12 protein-coding genes are annotated in these 15,489 nt (G+C 60.2%); 7 read left to right on the top strand and 5 right to left on the bottom strand.

Annotated elements, in window-relative coordinates:
- Window positions 1-88: 88 nt before the first annotated feature.
- The 3 genes from P1S46_07730 to P1S46_07720 form a co-directional block, all read right to left on the bottom strand.
- The gene (locus P1S46_07730; GenBank protein ID MDF1536376.1) at window positions 89-532 is read right to left on the bottom strand and encodes a universal stress protein; all 444 of its coding nucleotides are present in this window, start codon (window positions 530-532) and stop codon (window positions 89-91) included.
- A 74-nt stretch (window positions 533-606) separates the two neighbouring features.
- Window positions 607-1,677 (bottom strand): SPFH domain-containing protein, encoded by a 1,071-nt coding sequence (locus P1S46_07725; GenBank protein MDF1536375.1) that lies wholly within the window; start codon window positions 1,675-1,677, stop codon window positions 607-609.
- Window positions 1,674-2,816 (bottom strand): SPFH domain-containing protein, encoded by a 1,143-nt coding sequence (locus P1S46_07720; protein ID MDF1536374.1) that lies wholly within the window; start codon window positions 2,814-2,816, stop codon window positions 1,674-1,676. Before P1S46_07720 ends, P1S46_07725 begins: the two co-directional genes overlap by 4 nt.
- Window positions 2,817-3,712: 896 nt before the next feature.
- Between P1S46_07720 and P1S46_07715 the strand changes: the two genes are divergently transcribed.
- The 7 genes from P1S46_07715 (at window position 3,713) to P1S46_07685 (ending at window position 11,639) form a co-directional block, all read left to right on the top strand.
- Complete coding sequence (locus P1S46_07715) at window positions 3,713-4,330, top strand: hypothetical protein (protein MDF1536373.1); 618 nt, start codon at window positions 3,713-3,715, stop codon at window positions 4,328-4,330.
- 105 nt (window positions 4,331-4,435) lie between these two features.
- Window positions 4,436-6,643, top strand: coding sequence for an AsmA family protein (locus P1S46_07710; GenBank protein ID MDF1536372.1), 2,208 nt, complete (start codon window positions 4,436-4,438; stop codon window positions 6,641-6,643).
- Between the two features lie 100 nt (window positions 6,644-6,743).
- Window positions 6,744-7,736, top strand: a complete 993-nt coding sequence (locus P1S46_07705; protein ID MDF1536371.1) for an ATP-binding cassette domain-containing protein — start codon at window positions 6,744-6,746, stop codon at window positions 7,734-7,736.
- Between the two features lie 239 nt (window positions 7,737-7,975).
- Window positions 7,976-8,737, top strand: coding sequence for an ABC transporter permease (locus tag P1S46_07700; protein MDF1536370.1), 762 nt, complete (start codon window positions 7,976-7,978; stop codon window positions 8,735-8,737).
- Between the two features lie 182 nt (window positions 8,738-8,919).
- Complete coding sequence (gene mutY, locus P1S46_07695) at window positions 8,920-10,143, top strand: A/G-specific adenine glycosylase (GenBank protein ID MDF1536369.1); 1,224 nt, start codon at window positions 8,920-8,922, stop codon at window positions 10,141-10,143.
- A 123-nt stretch (window positions 10,144-10,266) separates the two neighbouring features.
- Window positions 10,267-10,674 carry a nucleotidyl transferase AbiEii/AbiGii toxin family protein gene (locus P1S46_07690; protein ID MDF1536368.1) on the top strand — a complete coding sequence of 136 codons (408 nt, stop codon included), beginning with the start codon at window positions 10,267-10,269 and terminating at the stop codon, window positions 10,672-10,674.
- 233 nt (window positions 10,675-10,907) lie between these two features.
- Window positions 10,908-11,639 carry a hypothetical protein gene (locus tag P1S46_07685; protein ID MDF1536367.1) on the top strand — a complete coding sequence of 244 codons (732 nt, stop codon included), beginning with the start codon at window positions 10,908-10,910 and terminating at the stop codon, window positions 11,637-11,639.
- 328 nt (window positions 11,640-11,967) lie between these two features.
- Here P1S46_07685 and P1S46_07680 read toward each other — a convergent pair whose 3' ends face one another.
- Window positions 11,968-12,780, bottom strand: coding sequence for an alpha/beta hydrolase (locus P1S46_07680; protein ID MDF1536366.1), 813 nt, complete (start codon window positions 12,778-12,780; stop codon window positions 11,968-11,970).
- A gap of 20 nt (window positions 12,781-12,800) precedes the next feature.
- A complete protein-coding gene (locus tag P1S46_07675) occupies window positions 12,801-15,386 on the bottom strand; it encodes a pitrilysin family protein (protein ID MDF1536365.1) in 2,586 nt (861 codons plus the stop codon).
- Between the last annotated feature and the right edge of the window lie 103 nt (window positions 15,387-15,489).

Raw genomic sequence — 15,489 nt, 5'->3', positions numbered from 1 at the left:
AAAGGGAAAACGACGCTTTTCCCTTTCCGTGGAGCGAAAAGTCCCGGATTGGACTTTTTGCGACTCTATCATGTTTGCGCACAGAAATTTATTTAATGACGAGCACCGGTATGGGCGCGTTCTTGACCACCCTTTCAGCCACGCTCCCGAAAATGGCCCGTTCGATCCCATGTCGGCCGTGACTGCCGATGATGATCATATCGACGCCCAGGTCCTCGGCAGCCTTCAGGATCTCCTCGTGGGGTTTGCCCTCCCGGAGGTGGATCTTGCCGGGCAGCCTGGTCTCGCCCTCCCCATGGTAGACGACCGCGAGTTTTTCCTGGGCCCGTTTTCTCCATTTGCCCACTGATTCTTCCAGGGGCTCGATGGTGATGTGCACCGCTCCGGTAAGAAATTCGGTGTCCAGGACATGGAGCAGGTGCAGCTCACCCCCACAGCGCTTGACCAACTCCCTTGCGTAGGCGAACGCCTTGTTGCTGGTGGTGGAAAAATCCACGGGAACCAGGAACTTCTGGACCTTGTTGAACTTCATGGGCGCTCCTTCCCAGCCGTGTTTCAAAAAACCCTGAAACACGGCTGTTATTTAAACGAAACGACAATCCTCCCTCATTTGGCCTCAGCGGGCTTTTCAGCCTGTGGAGCGGGCGCCGCCCGCTTGGCCATGCTCTGTAAACCGTAGACCTTGAGAAGGTCGTTGATGTCCGTTGTCTTCAGGTTGATCCCTCCCTCGGAAACAGGGAGCAGGTAGATCTTCTTGCCCTTGAGGGCCTCTGCGATCCGCAGTTTCACCAGCGCCTCGCCACCGGAACCGGTAAGAGCCCGGTTCATGGCCCTGATACCCGCAGCATCTGCAAGGCCCTCCGCCTCGATGGCCTTGGCGATCTGACCCTGCTGCTGAAAATAGGCGTCGGCCTCGAGCTTGGCCCGTTCGAACTCGCCGTCCGCCTCGGCGATGACGCGGTTGACCTGGCCCTGGCCGTCGGCGACCTTGCGGCGGTACTCCTCCTCGGCAGCCTTGGCCTGGGATTTGTTCTTTTCAGCCTGCTGGTCGGCGACCTTGCGGTCCTCGATGGCCTGCTGATAGGCGGGGGGGAACCGGTAGTCCTTGGTGGAGACCCTGGTGATAATGACCCCTAAAGGCTCCAGGATCGAGTTGAGGGACTCCTGAACCTTCTCCGCCTTCTCCTGGCGCTGGCCGGAGATGTAGAAATCCTCGGTTTTCAGCTCTCCGAAAACGTCCCGGGGAACGCTGCGCACTACGGTGCGCACGACCTTCTGGCGCAGCAGGAAATCGTCCTCTGCCACGTTCTGCAGAATATTGGGAGCCTTCATTGGATCGATACGGTACTGGATGATGACGTCGAGGCTGATGTCGTTGCCGTCGATGGTTTTAAACAGCAGGTCGTCCCTGGCTCTCAGGTCACCCCGCTTGGGGTCAAAGGTCATCTCCATGGTCTGGAGCTTGGTATCGAAGGTGTGCCAGTCGTTGATGATCGGCATGAAGAAGTAGGTCTTGCCCGGGGCGTAGTATTTTTCCTCCACTCCACGTTTCTTGAAGATCCCGAACTTGACCGTGCGGACACCGACCTCGGTGGGTCCGGCCTGGTGAGGCCAGCACCCGGAGATCAGGAAGGAACTCATGACGGCCAGCAGAAGGAACGGCTTCAGGGATCTCATCGGCGGCCTCCTTTCCTGACCTCGAACATCTGGAGGGTACTCTCAAGGTCGAGGGGGTTGACGCCCCTCGGACCATCGGAGGAAAGGATGATCGCTTCGAGCCCCTCGTATACCTCGGCCATCTTCAGCCCCACCAAGCGCTCGGAACCCATGCCCTCCAGGGCCTTGTTCTTCAGATCCGTTCTCTTGGCTTCCGCCAGCTTGATCAGCTTGTCGCCTTCAGCGTGCTGCTTCCTGACGTAAAGGTCCCGCTCGGCGGTCCGGGTGACCCTGTAAGCCTGCCCTTCCTGGAGCTTGACCTTGACGAGGGCCTCGCCCTCGCTGATCACCTTCTGGAGCTTGGCGCCCTCCTCCGCAGCACGGCGCTCGGCCTGGTTTTTAAAGACCAGCTGATCCTGGAGCTTTTTGGCCTCGATGTTCTTCTGGATCTCCTCGCTGTAATGGAAGTAGCGGACGAGCACTTCTACCACCTCTATCCCGTAGGGCTTGAGCTCGGCGCTGAGCATGTCCCCGGCCTTCATGGTCTTCTCGACCCTCAGGGGGCTGTTGTAAAACTCCTCGGTGGACAGCTCGCCCAGGGCCTCCTTGAGCACCGGCTCAGCCTTGGGAACGATCCCGTTGTCCTCGTACAGGAGGCCGGGTCCGACGGTGGTGATGAGCAGGTAAGGGTCGGCGATCCGGTAGAGGATCGCCATGTCCACATCCACGAAAAACCCGTCGGAGGTCTGGATGTGGGCCGCCTTCTCGTAACGGTTGAGGCGGGTGTACTGGGTGGGGTAGTTGTTGAGCTCGAAGACCTGGAGGTTCCTGGGAAACTTGTGCATGACCTCCATCCCCGGCAGAACCAGGTGAAGGCCCGCCGTGTAGACCTTCTCCTGGATGCCCCGGTTGATCCCGATTTTGACCTGCTTGATCCCGTATTCGCCGGGTCCGACATAAACCAGCATCAGGTTGTAGATCACCCCGATGATCGCAAGGACGATCACCACAAGGGCCACCGGCTTTCTTCCCCCGAAGGAGAAGTTGATCCCGGGAATCCCGGGGAATTTAGGGAACTTTGGCAGGTTCAGCCCCCGCTTCCCGAATATGGGCGTGTCCTGAAACGGTCCCTTGGAACCGCCGTTTCCGCTTTCGGTCATAGTCCTGCTCCTATTGATAGGGACAAAAGATCCAAGCGAGATCTTTTGTCAACGCAAAGGGAAAAGCGCGGTTTTCCCTTTGCTCACGGATAAGTAACACATTTCTGCTCACTTATCCGGGCGCCATTTCCAGGCGCGCTATATTAGGGTCGTAAAAAGTCCAGACGGGACTTTTCGCTCCACGGGAAGGGAAAAATGTCATTTTCCCTTCCCTCACGGATCACCGACATGCCGATCCGGACGTTGATCCGGGCGCCCAATCCGGGCGCATTGATGACTTTTTACGAAGCTATCAGTTTCAGCCACACTGCCTTCGCTACCTTTCCATTATAACCATAGCCGGGGTACAAGTCTAAACCTCAAAATCACGTTCAATGAAAAGCCCCGATTTTGATGTCCGGATTCCGGGTCCGAACACTATCACCCCCACCTCCTTTCAGCAACCAACCTCCTTAATTTCCCCCTCCCTCCTGGCCCGACGAAGCTCTATGCGAAGGCGGCTGAGGGGAGGGGACCAAGGGGAGGGTGAAGTGCTCCTCCTCCCCCTTCGGCAGGGGGAGGAAGAATAAGGAAGGGACTATGGATCGGCCCGGAATGATGGAGGGACTCCTCCTGGTTCCCGGCTTCTGATTTTATCACCCTGCGCCCTGCACTGATTTTCCCATCGCCCATTGCCTGTTGCCTGATCTTCTTGCATCCAGCCTCCAGCCTGCCCTTTCCCCTCATCCTCCTTGGATTTTTCGCTCCGTCGGCCAGACGGCGCTTCATCCGGTCTAGATGCTCATCCCTCCCCCTGCCCGCCATAGCCCTTTGTCATCCTTAGCCGATTGACGAAGGATGATGGCGACGGCGGGTCCTCCCTTTCTTCCCCTCCCTTTCCATGCTACCTTTTCTCCATGAGATCTTTACTCCTGTTCGGACGTTTCCATCTTCTGGCGGCTGTCTGCTCGTCGCTGATGCTCTTCGCTGCCGATCCGGCCATCGCTGACCCGGACGTCTACGCCGCGCTGCCGCCCGGGATCCGCGTCCTTCAGTACGGCCTCGGGGACATGGACGGGGACCACCGGAAGGAACTGGCCGTCCTGTACAGTTCCGACGACGCCGTGCGGCTTGCCCTTTTCAGGGCCGACTCGGGCCGCTGGTCGAAATGGAGCGACGGCAGCACCCCCCTGGAAAGGGAGGACAGAGCCAGGGCCTGCTCCATGGAACTGTCCGACACCAACGGGGACGGTAAGGACGAGATCCTTGCCTATTACCTGACCCCGGGGGAAGCCGCCATGGTCACCAGGATCCTGGCCATGGAGAGAGGCCCGGACGGTTCGCCCCTCCTGCGAAGGATTCTGGAAGACGAGACCATTCCACCCGGATACCCCATTCTTGGTAATGAGGGCCAGGATCCGAGCGTGACGTTCCTCCAGATGGGAGACGGGAACTCTGACGGCTTACGGCGGGCCTACTGCTGGAACGGGGAGAGCTTTGCAAAGTGCGTTGAGGTGGAGTGGAAGAGACCGTGAAGCGTGAAGCGTGAAAAAGTGTATCCTGACGCCAGATTGTGTCAAACAGTATTGAAGCAGTAGCCTGATTTCTGATTACTGATTACTGAAACACCGAGGTGCCCCATGAACAAACTCGTCAAATATTCCCTCATCGGCGGCGGGATCCTCATCCTGCTTCTCGTTGCCGGGCTCATCGCGGCTCCTTACCTGCTCAACGTCGACGCTCTCAGGGAGTACGGGGAGCGACAGGCCACCGGGCGACTGGGCAGGCAGGTGACTATTGAGAAAGCCGGCTTTTCATGGGCAGGGCCAAAGATCAAGTTGTCCGGTTTTTCCATCGCCGAGGCGGACGGGTTCGGCGACGAACCGTTCGCCCGTTTCGATTCCTTCGACCTCAAGCTGCGCCTGACAGACCTTTTCAGGCTCAGGCTTTCGGTGGAGTACGTCGTCCTGTCCGGACCGAAGATCCGGATCGTGCGCACAAAGGAGGGACGCTTTAATTTCGACGACATTTTAGACAGCCTCAACCGCTCCACCGCCACCGCCGGCATCCCGCAGCATCCAAAAGCCCTCGCTGCCCCCCTGGCTGCCCCTTATGCCGCCATGGATCCCGGCGCTCAGGCTGTCAAGGCGCCTCCCATCGACCTGCTCGTGGATGAGATCCGCATGGAACAGGGCGAGGTATTCTTCGCCGATGCCACCAACCCAAGGCTCGCAAGGGGGATCTCCCTCAAGGAGATGACCCTCTCCCTCAGGGACCTGTCCTTCGACCGGCCCATCACCATCTCGGCAGCTCTCGGCATCGGCCGGATGGGGGAGGATGTCCGGTTCGAAGGCACGGTGGGGCCGGTGGGCAGGCAGATCGTACCCGACCGGATCCCCGTGGACCTTTCCCTCACCATCCTCCCCTTCGAGCTGGCCCGCATCCCTGAGATCGCCGGCCCCCTGCCGGTGGGAGTCTCGGGCGTGGTGAGCGCCACCGAGAAGATCAGCGGGAGTCTCTCGACGGGGATCGTCTTCGAACTTACCGCCTCCCTCCAGGATCTGAACGTCGCCCGGAAGGACGGCGTCCCCCTCGTGACCGGTTTTGAGGGCTCCATCGTGGAAAAAGGGCGTGTCGACCTCGGCAAAAAGCTCCTGACCCTGGAAAGTTTTTCCCTCAAGGCTTACCAGGCCGTCTTCGACGCCTCCGGCACGGTCCGGAACCCGGGGTCGCAGCCCACCGTGGACCTCGCTGTAAGATCCAACGCCATCCCGCTGTCAGGGTGGGATGCCGTACTGCCGGACCTGGGTCCCATGGTGAAACTGGACGGCGACCTGACCTTCGAAGGGAAGGTAACCGGCACCGTCGGCAAGGACCTGGCCGCCGATCTCACCTTCGTCTCCAGAAAGTTCGAGGTGGATCGAGGGCCGGCGCTCCTCGAGAGAAGCTCTTCAGCGCCTCCCATCGCGGCACCGGCAGCGGCAAAAGGCCTGGAGCCCATCCAGCCGCTCCCTGTAACGGTCACTGGAACGGTAACGGTCCAGCAGGGCAGGTTCGAGAAGATCTCCTTTTCCGACATGTCGGCAGCCCTTTCCATGAAAGGGACCCGGTTCGCGTTAGACGGGATGAAGCTTTCCGCCTTTTCCGGTCTGCTGGCCGGTGCGGCCTGGGCCGACCTCGGTGCACTTCCCCTGGCCTACGGCAGCAACATGAAGATGACCGGCGTCGAGGTCAACGACGCCCTCGCTGCTGTGGCGGGAATGGACGGGGTCCTGTACGGCAAGGCCTCCATGGATGTCGCTATTGAAGGTAAAGGCACCGAGTTCGCCGACCTGGAGAAATACCTCTCCGGCCGGGGGGCCGTGAAAGCCGCAGACGGCCGCCTGACCACGGCCAACCTGGGCGGCGGAGCGGCAAAGGCAGCCTCCCTGCTCGGTCTCGACGACAGCAGGGGAGAAACCCGCTTCGAGGACATGGACGTCTCTTTCACCATCGAGGATGGGAAAATCAAAGTCAGCAACATGCGCATCGCCACCGCTGAGTACACCATGAGGATACAGGGGGACATCGGCCTGGACAAGTCCCTTGCCATGACCTCACGCATGACCCTGTCCCAGGAATCGACAGCCAAAGTGCCGGCCGACCGCCGAAAGCTGTTCCCCAAGGAGACGGACGGCAGGCTCCAGATCCCCCTGAAGATCGGGGGAACCGTGACCTCTCCCAAGGTGGGCCTGGACTCTTCCGCCATGAACCAGGCGGCGAAGGAAGAGATGAAGCAGGAAGTGGAGGAGAAAAAGGAAGAGCTGAAAAAGGACCTGGGAAAGAAGCTGAAGGAACTGTTCCAGTAGTCAGTAGTCAGATAGATACACTGGTTAGGCGCCTTTCGGGGCGGCTTGCTTCGACTTTCGCTTGGGGACTCGCCCCTGTTGAGGTATAACTCCCATTGTTATGGACAGCGCCGTTATAACATCGTCCCTCTCCCGTTCTTTCGGCGCCCTCACCGCTGTGGACAGCCTCGAACTGACCATCGAGCGAGGGGAGATCTTCGGGCTCCTGGGGCCCAATGGGGCCGGGAAGACCACCACCTTGTCCATGCTGGCCACCCTGCTGCCGCCCACAACCGGCACCGCGTCGGTTGCGGGGCACGACATCTCGGGGGAAAAGGACGCCGTGCGCCGGGCCATCGGCCTCGTCTTCCAGGACCCGTCCACGGACGAGGAACTCACCGCCTGGGAGAACATGGACTTTCACGGCCGCCTCTACGGTGTCCCGAGAGCAGATCGCCGGGAGCGCATCCCGGAGCTTCTGGAGATGGTGGACCTTGCCGACCGCAGCGGGCACAGGGTCAAGACCTTTTCGGGAGGGATGAAAAGGCGTCTGGAGATCGCCCGGGGGTTTTTACACCACCCATCGGTCCTGTTCCTGGACGAACCCACCACCGGTCTTGATCCCCAGACACGCAGACGCATCTGGGATCATATCGAGAGGATCAACAAGGCCGAAGAGCTGACCATCCTCCTCACCACTCATTCCATGGAAGAAGCCGACGCCCTTTGCGGCCGCATCGGGATCATGGACCACGGAAAGCTCATCGCCCTGGGCACTCCCGCCGAGCTGAAAAACGGCCTTGGCGGGGACGTCATCAGCCTGGAGGTAGAAGGCCCAACCGGTTTCGTGGTGGCTGCCCTGGAGAGAGTCGACTGGGTCCTCTCTATCAGGGCCCGGGACGGGAAGGTAGACATTACGGTCCAGGGGGGCGAAACACGCATCCCCGAGGTCCTGAGGCTCACCGACCAGACCGGCGCGTCGGCCCGGTCCATCGCCCTGAAAAAGCCGACATTAGAGGACGTCTTTATTTACCACACCGGCCGGGACATCCGGGACTCGGATGCCGATAACGTGGACCGCATGCGGCAACGCAGGAGGGCCTTCAACAGGTGAAGGCCAGTTCCTTCGGAACGTAACGGGGTATCGGAGTGTCGGGGTAACGGGGAGGCAAACCTTTTGACACGGAGATGGGGGGACACGGAGACACGGAGCCAAAAGGATGTCATTGCGAGCCACTGCCAAGCGAAGCAATCTCGGAGACGGGATCGCTTCACACGATCTACGGTTCGCGATGACATAAGCAACCAGCATTACCGTTTGAGATTTGAGATCTGAGATTTGAGATTGAATTTATGAAAACTCTTTTTTTCGCATCCGCCACCATCTGGCAGCGAGAAGTGATCCGCTACCTCAGGTCGCCCTCCCGGATCATCGGCAGCCTGGGCATGCCCTTTTTCTTCCTCGCCTTCCTGGGGATGGGGCTCCAGTCCGCTTTCGGCATGCGGCCCGGCGGCGAGCGCTACCTGGACTACATCGCCCCCGGTATCGTGGGCATGGTCCTCCTCTTCTCCTCCACCGTGGCGGGCATCTCGGTTATCTGGGACCGCCAGTTCGGGTTTTTAAAGGAGATGCTGGTGGCTCCCATCCCGCGCCTCGCCATCGTCCTGGGGCGCACCGCCGGGGGGACCACCACGGCTTCCATCCAGGCCCTGCTCATGCTGGGGATCAGCATCCTCCTCGGGCTCCGGGTCCCGACTCCGACAGGGTTCCTCTTCATCCTGGCCTTCATGGCCCTCATCGGCGTGTCGTTCACCAGCCTCGGGGTGGCCATGGCATCCCGCATGGAGGACCCCCACGGGTTCCAGCTCATCTTCAATTTCCTCATCATGCCCATCTTCTTCCTGTCGGGAGCTTTCTTCCCCCTGGACCAGCTTCCAACGGCCCTTCGGGTCGCCGCCTACCTGAACCCCCTCACCTACGGTGTGGACGGCCTGCGCTGGGCTCTCCTGGGACAGTCGGCCATGGGCCCGGCCCTGGACCTGGCGGTGTTAGGAACGGTCTCGGCCGCCTTCCTGACCCTGGGAGCGCTGCTGTTCCGGGGAGCGAGGATGTAGCGGGACACCTTCGGTGTCCCGAGTGCAAAGTGTAAAGTGCAGAGTGCAGTGAAAGACTGAATCAAAGGCTAAGGAGGCGGCCTGATGAAAAGTGCCCGTGCATGCGTATGTCCTTGGGCACGTGATGGCGTTAAGATCGCATTTACGCTTCACGCACAAACGCACGTACGAGGCAGTCTGGATTGAAACCTGGATCCAGACTCGCCGCTGCCTTACTCTCCTGGTACGACGCCAACCGGCGTGAGCTTCCATGGCGCAAAACATCCGGAACCGCCCGTGCCGAGCCTGCCGAGGCATATTCGGTTCTGGTTTCCGAGTTCATGCTCCAGCAGACCACGGTGACCGCCGTCATCCCCTACTTTGAGCGCTGGATGCGCACCTACCCCACCGTCAAAGCGCTGGCGGGTGCCGATGAAGAGGGGGTGATCCGTGCCTGGGAGGGACTCGGTTACTACTCCCGGGCGAGGAACCTGCACGCAGCAGCTAAAGAGATCTCGACCCGGTACGGAGGGCAGGTTCCCCGGGAGCCCCTCGATCTCAAGAAACTCCCCGGTATCGGAGAGTACACGGCCGCCGCGGTGGCTTCCATCGCCTACGGGGCGCGTGTCCCCGCCCTGGACGCCAACAACATCCGGGTCTGGTCCCGGCTCCTGGCCACCTCCGATAAAAAACGTATCGCTGCGGTTTTTGGCCGCATCATCCCCGCTGATCGCTCCGGCGATTTCAACCAGGCCCTCATGGACCTCGGGTCGTCGGTCTGTACACCCAAGGCACCCCGATGCGCCGGGTGTCCCCTGGCTGCCTGGTGCCGGGCCTTGAGACTGGAGCAGGTGGAGCTGTTCCCACAGAAAAGGCCCAGGCCCGAGACGACCCACATCGAGGCTGCTATCGGTATTATCTTGAAAGACGGAACGGCCCTTGTACAAAAAAGGCCGCAAGGCGGCCTTTTTTCCGGGATGTGGGAGTTTCCGGGAGGGAAGATCCGTGGGTCCGAAAGTGCGTATGTGCGTGAATCCGTGAACGCGAAAAACCAGCGAACAAAGCAGAGCAGATCTTACGCACATACGCTCCACGCCCACACGCACATACGTAAGCCTCCTCCCGGCGAAAGCCCGGAGGAGGCCATGGTTCGCGAGGTACGGGAGGAGACGGGCCTGCGGGTCCAGGTTTGCGAAAAGCTGGGGATCTTTACCCACACCTACACCCGGTTCCGGGTAAAGCTCCACGTGTTCATCTGCAAACGCGAAGCGGGGACGGTGACAAATCCGGAAGCGAGATGGGTGACGCTGGAGGAACTGGAGGCGCTGCCCATGCCTGGCGTCAATCGCCGCATCGTGAGGAAATTTGAGGAACGGCTGAAAGCCGGATGCGGCGAGCGGTCAGGCCCAATGGAGAACGTAGAATAAAAACAGATGCATCATCGCCGTCATTGCGAACCGTATCCCGAGTGAAGCGATCTCAGGCAAAAGCTATTTACAGGGATAAAGGGGATAGGGGAAAGGCAAGCCGTCATTCCGGAAGTCCTGCCAATGGCATGGCTATCCGGAATCCAGCATGGACTTCTCCCTGCTGAAGCCGGAAGAGATCGCCACAAATGTGGCGCCGGGAAGATGCACGCCCTCCTCTGCCGAGGATGGGGCAATAGAGTGAAGGGCAGGGATTGGTATGACTTCGTATGGTATGTGGGACGTGGCACTGACCTCGACCTCCGGCATCTTGAGGCCAGGGTGCGCCGGAGCGGGCATTACACCGAACATGGTCCTCTCACCGAGGAGCGCTTCCTTGAGATCGTCAAAGAGAATATCTTCGGCCTCGATGTCGATAAAGCGAAAGCCGACGTTGTGAAGTTCCTTTCCGATGTCTCTTCAATCGAGGTATGGTCCCGCGATTTCTTCCTGAACGTCGCCGGAAGGGTTAAGTTTTCCAAGCGAAGCTGATCTGCCGGAACAGATAATTTTGAATCGATGATTTGCCAAATTCCGGCCTAGACCCCGGAAGTCCCCCTTTCAGAACCATATGCCGCCTCTTTGGTTTTCTCACCCCTTCCCCTGAAACAACTTACATATTATTTTTTATCACAATACAAACCTTTTTCAGGAAGGGACACATGATTTTTTGGGACAGGGGAAACACCAGAATCTTCTTGTTAACAGGGGCCATCCCGTTTCTGATGGCGCTTTCACTCCTCGCGGCTTGCGGAGGGGGAGGAGGCAGCGATAAAGAGCCGACGCCGCTCGTGGAACTTGAAGCCATCGATGAGGATTTCGTCAATTTCGGAACGATGGAGGGGTTCACCTACTCCACCGACTGGTCGATCATCGAAAAGGTCCAGATCCCGGCCGACGCCGACACGTCGGTGGGTGGGTGGCATTTTTTCCGCGGAAGCGCGTGGAACGATGTGGAAGGGGACATCGCGATCCAGTTTACATATGGCAGTCCAACCGGAGTCTATGCCTGGGTAGAAAAGGGGGGCTGGGTACCTGTGCGAAAAGACGTCACCCTGACAAAGGGCGAATGGTATACGGTCTGCCTTCAGTACGACTATGCCAGCATGACATTGGAACTGTATGTCGACGGCTCAGCAGGGTACGTTTCGACAACGGTTACTCCCATGGACGATCAGACGAACACGAACCTGCTCTACTGGGGAGGCCAGGAAAATCACGCCAACACGGCCACATATGGAGACCTCTATTCGGAAGTGGACGTCACCTTTGCCCACCAGGCATGGTTCCAGCGGCTCCTGACCGCACCGGAAATAGATGCCTATGACGGTACGGTAAACGACAGCGACCCGTACCTCTTCTTCTCCCCCCAGATCACAGACAGCGCCGTCAACGATGCCTCCGGAAACGGGCACGACGGCACCAACGGGAATACACCGGTGTATTATTCCGAATAAATCACCCGGGGGAATTTCCGGCTGGTTTCAAGTAACGTGAAAGCGGCGGGCGCAAGCCCGCCGCTTCTTATTTTATCGGGATATTGTCGGACCAGGATTCCGGCTCGGAACACTTTCCCCCTCACCTCGGTCCTCTCCCCCCAGGGGAGAGGAAGAATAATGAGATGGACTATCTCAGGTCCGGAATGACACCGGCCTGCGGCTGGTGTTCAGGGTTCGGGTTCAGCCTTTTCTCCGTTTCCGCCTTTCTCCGTGTCTCCGTGGTAATAAAAAAACGCCGCTTTTACAGGAACCGCGCCCTTAACGTTGATAGAGTCGCAAAAATCCATCAACGTTGACTCTGGTCCAGAAGTTTCTTCCATTCGGACCAGTAGTTCTCCCCTCCCACGATATAACAATCGCTGTGATCCGCTCCGGGGATGCCCAGGAACCGTTTCGGTTCCGCGGCCGCCTCGAAGACCTTCCGGCCCATCTCGAAGGGAATGGTCCCGTCCGCCTCGCCGTGGATGACCAGCACGGGCATGGCCACCTTCCCGACCCGGCCCACGTTATCCAGCTTCAGGGACATGAAAAGGTCCACCGGCAGGCCGGCATAGATCATGCGGGCTATGTCGCGGGCGCCGGTGAAGGGGGATTCCAGGACGAGGCCGCCCGCACCCTTCCCGGCGCCAAGGGCCAGGTCCACGGCCGCCACGCTGCCCAGGGAGTGACCATAAAGAAAGATATCTCCCGGAGCGATCCCCTTCGTCTCCGCCAGCCATCGGAAGGCGGCGGCAGCGTCCTCGTAAAGCCCCTTCTCCGTGGGCCGCCCGGAGCTTCGCCCATACCCCCTGTAGTCGAAGAGGAAGCTCGACACCCCGAGGGCGCCGTTCATTGCCACAGCCATATCGGCCCTGTCGGAAACGTTGCCGGCGTTGCCGTGAAGCCACAAGACCACCTGCTCCCCTTCCCCCGGGATGTACCATCCGTGGAGCGTGTTCCCGGCCGAACCGAAACGGACATCTTTGAAGGTGAGACCGAGGTCAGCCGGTGTAAGGTAAAGATCCGCCGACGGGAAAAACAGGTTGGCCCTCTCCTGCCACCGCACCCATACAAGGAGAGCGCAAAACAGGATCAGGGTGCCTGTGAGAACACTTGTCATTGGCGTCTTCACCTTCCGCCTCAGCGGACCACGGCCTCGATAAGGGCGTCGCCGGGGAGGTACCTGTCCAGGACCCTTTCGATGTCTTCCGGGGTCAGCGCCAGGAGCTGCTGCCTGTACTTTTCACCGAAGGTATGTGACAGCCGTTCACGGGTCGCGACCCCGAGATAGTAAGCCCGGTTGATGGACGATAGCATCCTCATCTGGAGCCGGCCCACGAGACCGTTGATCTCCCTTTCCATCTCCTCCCTGTTCACCGGGCTTTTCCTGGCCGCCTCCAGCTGTTCCCTGAGCGCCTCCCGGGCCCGCTCGATCTTTTCGGGTGCTGTCCCCATGGAGAAGGTGAAAACGACCCGGCCGTCCACATCACCCAGGGACGCCCCCAGGGAGTAGGCCAGCCCTTCCTTTTCCCTGAGCTCTTCGGCCAGGCGGACGTTGAGCAGCCCCGAGGCGATCACGAGGGCAGGGATATCATCGGCCGGGGGAGCCTCGCCCGTAACAGCACCGGCCGCCAGGGCGCCCTGTGGCCTGCCCAGGTCCGCCTCGGTCACAAAGGGTTTGACGGTCAGGGGTACAGTGGCAATCCTGGCCTTTTCACCGGCGGGCAGGCGGCGGAGGTTCTTCTCCACAAGGGAGATGCTCTCCTCCGGGGCCATCGGGCTGACCACGCTGACGATGAGGTTCCTGCCGGCCAGATAACGCCCGTGGAAATCGCGCAGTTCACCCCCGGTGATAGCGGAGATCGACCCGGCCGAGCCGTAGACGTCCGGGCCCAGGACTCCCCCGTACAGCCTTTCAGCCAGCATTCCCGAGGCCACCGTGTCCGGCTTTGCAGACCGGTAGGAGATGAAATCCTGCATCTGCCCCCGGACCTCCTCGATGTCCGCGTCCGTCAGCGCCGGGTTCTGGACCATGTCCGCAAGCAGAGCCACCGCATCGGACGCTTTTTCCGTCACGCACTCGAGACGGATATAGGAAAACAGCCTGGAAGTGTAGAAGTCCCCGAAAGGCACCATCGGGTTGCCCGCCGTGGACAGGGAAACCCCCATGGACCGGAGCGCGGCCTGGATCTCCTCTCGGGTGCGGGTGTCGGTGCCCATGGCCAGGAGGCGGTGCAAAAAATCGGCGATCCCCTCCCTGCCTTTCGGCTCCAGGGCGCCGCGGTGCCTGGTCATCAGGTGAAGAGCGAAAACATCCGAACCCGGCCTTTGTTCGGCGATAACATGAAGGCCGTTGTCCAGCATGGCCTCGGCCCGCACCGCGCCGGCGGCTACCCCACCGGCATCCGCCGGGCCTGGAGACGTGATAAGGGCCACCGACGGCTTTTCGACGAGGTACGCCCGTGCCGCTTCGGCCAGATCCTCGGCCGTGAGGTGGTCCCACCTGGCTGGTGACAGCCCCTGCCCCGGAGAGCCGGATACGATCCACGGCGCCTTGCCCATGAGGAAGTAATGGAGTTTTTCCCGTTCCATGATCTCGGCCGACACCATGGCCTCGCGGGTTCGATCAACGAGGTCGGGGAACCTCTCCGTCGTGAGGGCTGCCGGTATGGCATCCAGCAGGACCCTGCGGACGGCAGCCGGGTCGGCGCCTGCCGGAAGGGAAACGGAGATGATGAAGCGGGAGAACCCGTCGTTGATAGCGAGGGTGCCTGAACTGCTCCGCGGCATGAAACCGGCGCTCTTGAGCGCCCTGTCAAGGATCCCCTCCCCGCCCCCGAGGACACCGGCGAGAAGCTCCATCGCCTGGGCGTCGGTGTGCCTCGGATGGGGACCGGCGAACCCGATGCGCACCTTCACGCCGGGAGTCGAGCTGTCTGCCCGGTACACCCTCCGGGCAAGGATCGGCTCGGGTTTGGTGACGGCAATACGGTCAGCCCCCATTGGAGCCGGGCCGAAAGTTTTTTCCAGCGCCTCGTGGACGCGGTCCGGCTCGAACCCTCCCCTGAAAAGGAGGATCATGTTGTCCGGGCGGTAGTTCTTTTTGTAGAAACTTTCGATCTCTTCCCGGGTGGCGGCCGATACGGTGGTCTCGCTGCCCAGACCTGTCCGCGCGTAGGGCGAGCCCCCGTAAAGGAGGGAGGTGAACAGTTCCTCGTCCCTTGTGTCCGGTCGGCTCCGGGACCGCAGGATCTCCTCGAGGACGACCGCTTTTGCCTCATCCACAGCCTTCTCCGGGATAGTGGAGTTAAAAAGCATGTCGGAAAGAACGTCCAGGAGCTGCCCGAGGTGGTCCCTGTGTCCGACGATGAGATAGGCCGTGTAATCGTCCCGGGTGAAGCCGTTGACGTACCCGCCCAGGCCCTCCACTTCCCGCTGGATCCGGCTTTTGGACCGTTTCTGAGTCCCCGCGAAGACCAGGTGCTCGAGAAGGTGGGAAAAACCGCTGCGGCCGGCTCCTTCGACAGCGTAGCCGGTGCGCACCAGGGCCATGACCGCCACCATGGAGGTGGATGTGTCGGGCATGAGACGGACGTCGAGACCGTTCTCCAGGGAGAAGTTCCCGGAAAGATCCACGATCTCGGCCCAGGCAGGAGCTGCTGAGCCGAAAATAATCAGGATCGTCAAGAGGAGCGAAAGCCTAACGATAAAAACTGGATTTTTCATCATTTTCTCCATCCAAGCTTGACAGGGTCGCAAAAAGTCCAGGCGGGACTTTTCCTGGCTCCTTAATGTTCTGGGGAAAGGGAAAAGCGTCGTTTTCCCTTTC

This window comes from bacterium (genome assembly GCA_029210545.1).
Lineage (GTDB): Bacteria > BMS3Abin14 > BMS3Abin14 > BMS3Abin14 > BMS3Abin14 > JARGFV01.
This window is presented reverse-complemented; position numbering and strand designations above follow the sequence as displayed.

Excerpts from the sequence above, each read along its gene's own strand:
- P1S46_07730 (MDF1536376.1), bottom strand. The coding sequence starts at position 532 with ATGAAGTTCAACAAGGTCCAGAAGTTCCTGGTTCCCGTGGATTTTTCC.
- P1S46_07725 (MDF1536375.1), bottom strand. The coding sequence starts at position 1,677 with ATGAGATCCCTGAAGCCGTTCCTTCTGCTGGCCGTCATGAGTTCCTTC.
- P1S46_07720 (MDF1536374.1), bottom strand. The coding sequence starts at position 2,816 with ATGACCGAAAGCGGAAACGGCGGTTCCAAGGGACCGTTTCAGGACACG.
- P1S46_07715 (MDF1536373.1), top strand. The coding sequence starts at position 3,713 with ATGAGATCTTTACTCCTGTTCGGACGTTTCCATCTTCTGGCGGCTGTC.
- P1S46_07710 (MDF1536372.1), top strand. The coding sequence starts at position 4,436 with ATGAACAAACTCGTCAAATATTCCCTCATCGGCGGCGGGATCCTCATC.
- P1S46_07705 (MDF1536371.1), top strand. The coding sequence starts at position 6,744 with ATGGACAGCGCCGTTATAACATCGTCCCTCTCCCGTTCTTTCGGCGCC.
- P1S46_07700 (MDF1536370.1), top strand. The coding sequence starts at position 7,976 with ATGAAAACTCTTTTTTTCGCATCCGCCACCATCTGGCAGCGAGAAGTG.
- P1S46_07690 (MDF1536368.1), top strand. The coding sequence starts at position 10,267 with ATGGCATGGCTATCCGGAATCCAGCATGGACTTCTCCCTGCTGAAGCC.
- P1S46_07685 (MDF1536367.1), top strand. The coding sequence starts at position 10,908 with ATGGCGCTTTCACTCCTCGCGGCTTGCGGAGGGGGAGGAGGCAGCGAT.
- P1S46_07680 (MDF1536366.1), bottom strand. The coding sequence starts at position 12,780 with ATGACAAGTGTTCTCACAGGCACCCTGATCCTGTTTTGCGCTCTCCTT.
- P1S46_07675 (MDF1536365.1), bottom strand. The coding sequence starts at position 15,386 with ATGAAAAATCCAGTTTTTATCGTTAGGCTTTCGCTCCTCTTGACGATC.